Raw genomic sequence first — 3446 nt, 5'->3', positions numbered from 1 at the left:
ATAATCAGACCCATTCCCCTTACATCCTTAATCCGCGGGTTATTAAGCTTCATTAAACTCTTCATTATATAACTGCCTTTTGTCATCGCCGCTTTTAACATTGGTTTTGTGTTTATCTGTTTTAATGTCGCGTAACCCGCGGCGCACGCCACAGGATTTCCGCCCATTGTGGTGCCGTGGTCGCCTACAGTATAGACATCTTCAATTTTTTCGGAAATTACAACAGCTGACAGCGGAAGCCCGCCGCCCAAACCTTTTCCAAGAGTCATCATATCGGGTTCAAACCCAAAATTCTGGTATGCAAAAAGTTTTCCCGTGCGGCCAAGCCCTGTCTGCACTTCATCCGCGATTAAAAGGACATTCTTTTTTTCGCACAGCGCTTTTAATTCTTTAAAATACTCTTTATTTGGAAGCAGCACTCCGCCTTCTGCCTGTATGGGTTCCACCAGGACAGCAGCTGTTTTTTCATCAATAAGTTTTTCCACGGAAGAGACATCATTAAATTCCGCATAAACCCTTCCGGAAGCGGCTTTAAATACTTGTGAAACTTTTCCTGCGCTGTTGCCGTAAGGGCCGCAATTGTCCTTCCGTGAAAGCTGTTGCGCATTGTTATCACTTTATACGCGCCGTTCTTATGCAGAACACCCCACTTGCGGGCTATCTTAATTGCCACTTCGGTTGCTTCCGCGCCGGAGTTTACATAAAAAACTTTGCTGCCGAAAGAATTTTTTACAAGCAGTTCCGCCAGCTTAATCTGATTTTCGCTGTAGAACCAGTTGGAAGTATGCGTGTATTTTTTTATCTGCGCTGTCATAGCCGCGTTGACCGCGGGATTATTATACCCAAGAAGGTTTACCGCAACACCAGCCAGAAGGTCTATATACTTTTTCCCGGCAGTATCTGTTATTACCGCGCCGCTGCCCTTTGCAAAGACAGCGTCGTAACGCTTGAAAGTATTGCCTATGTATTTTTTGTCATCAGCTTTTAATTTTTTATTCATGATTTTATCAGACGCTTATTTCACTATTTCAGTGCCTGTTCCCTCCTTAGTAAATATTTCAAGCAGCATAGAGTGTTCTTTTGTCCCGTTTATAATGTGCACTTTCTTTACGCCTGCCGCCACCGTTTCTTTGGCAGAGTTAAGTTTGGGAATCATGCCGCCTGTTATCTGTTTGTTTTTAATATTCTTTGCGATATCGCCGACGCGCAGCGTAGCCACATATTTGCCGTGTAATTTCACTCCGTCAGTGTCTGTAATATAAATAAGCTTGTCCGCTTTAAGCGCTTTTGCCACTTCTGCCGCTGCCAGATCCGCGTTTATGTTATAACCGTTGCCCTGCGCGTCCGTGCCTATGGGCGCAATAACGGGCAGGTATCCTTTTTCTTCAAGCGCGTCTAAAAGACCGGTGTTTACTTTTGTAACTTCGCCCACAAAACCTATATCCACTTTGCCTTCCTTTTTTTTCTTAGCTATAAGCAGGTTGCCGTCCTTGCCGGACAAACCAATTGCATTCAGGTTGTGAAGGTTTAAGCTGCGGACAATATCCTTATTAACTTTTCCGATAAGCACCATGGACGCGATATCAAGCATTTCCTTATCCGTTACCCTGTGCCCCTGCACAAAGACCGCTTCTTTGCCAAGTTTTTTTGCCATGGCGGAAATTTCATCGCCGCCGCCGTGTACCAAAACCGTGCGTACGCCCACATAATTAAGCAGGGCCACGTCTTCCATGAAAAAGTTTTTAAACTTTTCTTCTGCCATGGCGCTGCCGCCGTATTTTATGACAAATGTGGCGCCCGTGAATTTCTTAATGTACGGAAGCGCCTCTGTAAGTACACGTGCCTTTTCAATAGCGTTTACCATTTTTCGCTCCTTATTGTCTGCTGAGCTGCCGAGCCTCTGAGCTGCCGAGCTGCCGCCTTTAAAGAATATACTTGCTTAAATCCCTGTCCTTTACCATGTCTTTCAACTTGCCTTCCACCCAGTCCTTGGTGACAAGGCGTTTTTCTTTTTTTCCGTAAGGCGCTTCAAACAGCACGTCTTCCAGCACCTTTTCTATTATAGTATGCAGCCTTCTTGCGCCGATATTTTCCGTGGTCTCATTTACTTCAAACGCAAGCTGCGCCAAAGCCGAAATTGAGCCGTCGTCAAAATCAAGTTTTACGTCATCCGTTTCAAGCAGCGCCGAATACTGTTTAATAAGCGAATTTTCCGGCTCTTTTAATATGCGTTCAAAATCGTTCTGTGTCAGGCTGCTAAGTTCCACCCTTATCGGAAACCTGCCCTGCAGTTCCGGTATTAAATCCGACGGTTTGGAAACATGAAACGCACCCGCCGCTATGAAAAGTATGTGGTCTGTCCTTACCGTGCCGTATTTTGTCATGACAGTTGTGCCTTCCACTATAGGAAGTATGTCGCGCTGCACGCCTTCGCGCGAAACATCAATACCGCTGCCGTGGGCGCTGCTGCTTGCTATTTTATCAAGTTCATCAATGAAAACAATACCGTTTCCCTGCACAAGTTCAAGCGCTTCTTTTGTCACCTTGTCCATGTCCACAAGTTTAGCTGTTTCTTCTTCCAGTATAATTGCCCTGGCTTCCCGTATTGTCACTTTTTTCTTTTTAACCTTACCGCCGCCCAGATTTTCCATCATGTCCTGCAGCCCCATTCCAATATCTTCCATTGACTGCCCCGACATTATTTCAAACATGGGCGCCTGCCTTGGCCTTGTGTTTATCTCCACATATTTTTCTTCCATCTCGCCGCGTTTTAACTGCTGCCTGAATTTTTCCCTTGTGTCCTTAAATCTTTCAGTTTCCTGCTTCTGCTGCTCTATTTCTTCTTCGGTCATCATTGATTTTTTCTGCTGCCTTACCGGCGGCACTAAAAGATCCAGCAGCCTGTCTTCAACAAGCCCTTCCGCTTTTACTTTCACCATGGCCATATGGTCGTCGCGCACCATATTAACGCCCGCCTGCATTATATCCTTTACAATTGATTCCACGTCACGGCCCACGTAGCCCACTTCGGTAAACTTTGACGCTTCCACTTTAATAAAAGGCGCGCGTACAAGTTTTGCAAGCCTGCGCGCAATTTCTGTTTTACCCACGCCGGTGGGCCCTATCATCAGAATATTCTTCGGCGTCACTTCTTCCTGCATATCAGCCGGAAGTTTCTGGCGCCTTATCCTGTTACGCAGCGCGACCGCCACGGCTTTTTTTGCATTATCCTGACCTATGATATATTTATCAAGCTGTTCTACTATCTCTTTTGGTGTAAATTCTTTTGCCATCTTATTCCCCTATAGTTCTTCTATTGTGATATTGTCGTTTGTATAGATACATATTTCCGAAGCAATCTTCATTGATTCAGCCACAATTTCATGCGCGGACTTGTCCGTAAACCTGCTTAAAGCGCGCGCCGCGGCAAGCGCGTACATACCGCC

General features: G+C 45.6%; 4 protein-coding genes and 1 pseudogene. All 5 read right to left on the bottom strand.

Going from position 1 to position 3446, the window contains the following annotated elements; translation table 11 throughout:
• Window positions 1-446 (bottom strand): aminotransferase class III-fold pyridoxal phosphate-dependent enzyme (locus ACYC56_RS13475; protein ID WP_461374690.1); only part of this gene is annotated, 446 nt, incomplete at its 3' end.
• Window positions 383-1000 (bottom strand): aminotransferase class III-fold pyridoxal phosphate-dependent enzyme, encoded by a 618-nt coding sequence (locus ACYC56_RS13470; protein ID WP_461374689.1) that lies wholly within the window; start codon window positions 998-1000, stop codon window positions 383-385. The genes ACYC56_RS13470 and ACYC56_RS13475, both read right to left, overlap by 64 nt.
• Before the next feature lie 15 nt (window positions 1001-1015).
• The gene (gene argB / locus ACYC56_RS13465) at window positions 1016-1864 is read right to left on the bottom strand and encodes an acetylglutamate kinase (RefSeq protein WP_461374688.1); all 849 of its coding nucleotides are present in this window, start codon (window positions 1862-1864) and stop codon (window positions 1016-1018) included.
• A gap of 58 nt (window positions 1865-1922) precedes the next feature.
• On the bottom strand, window positions 1923-3293 hold the full coding sequence (gene hslU, locus ACYC56_RS13460) for an ATP-dependent protease ATPase subunit HslU (protein WP_461374687.1): 1371 nt from the start codon (window positions 3291-3293) through the stop codon (window positions 1923-1925).
• Between the two features lie 9 nt (window positions 3294-3302).
• Window positions 3303-3446 (bottom strand): annotated as a pseudogene (locus tag ACYC56_RS13455) (HslU--HslV peptidase proteolytic subunit); the annotation flags it as partial.

This window comes from Candidatus Aquicultor sp., from assembly GCF_054640775.1.
Note: the sequence above shows the minus strand (reverse complement) of the source record. Positions and strands in the feature narration are given on the sequence as shown.

Coding starts and splice junctions, on each gene's coding strand:
- ACYC56_RS13470 (WP_461374689.1), bottom strand. CDS start 1,000: ATGAATAAAAAATTAAAAGCTGATGACAAAAAATACATAGGCAATACT.
- argB (WP_461374688.1), bottom strand. CDS start 1,864: ATGGTAAACGCTATTGAAAAGGCACGTGTACTTACAGAGGCGCTTCCG.
- hslU (WP_461374687.1), bottom strand. CDS start 3,293: ATGGCAAAAGAATTTACACCAAAAGAGATAGTAGAACAGCTTGATAAA.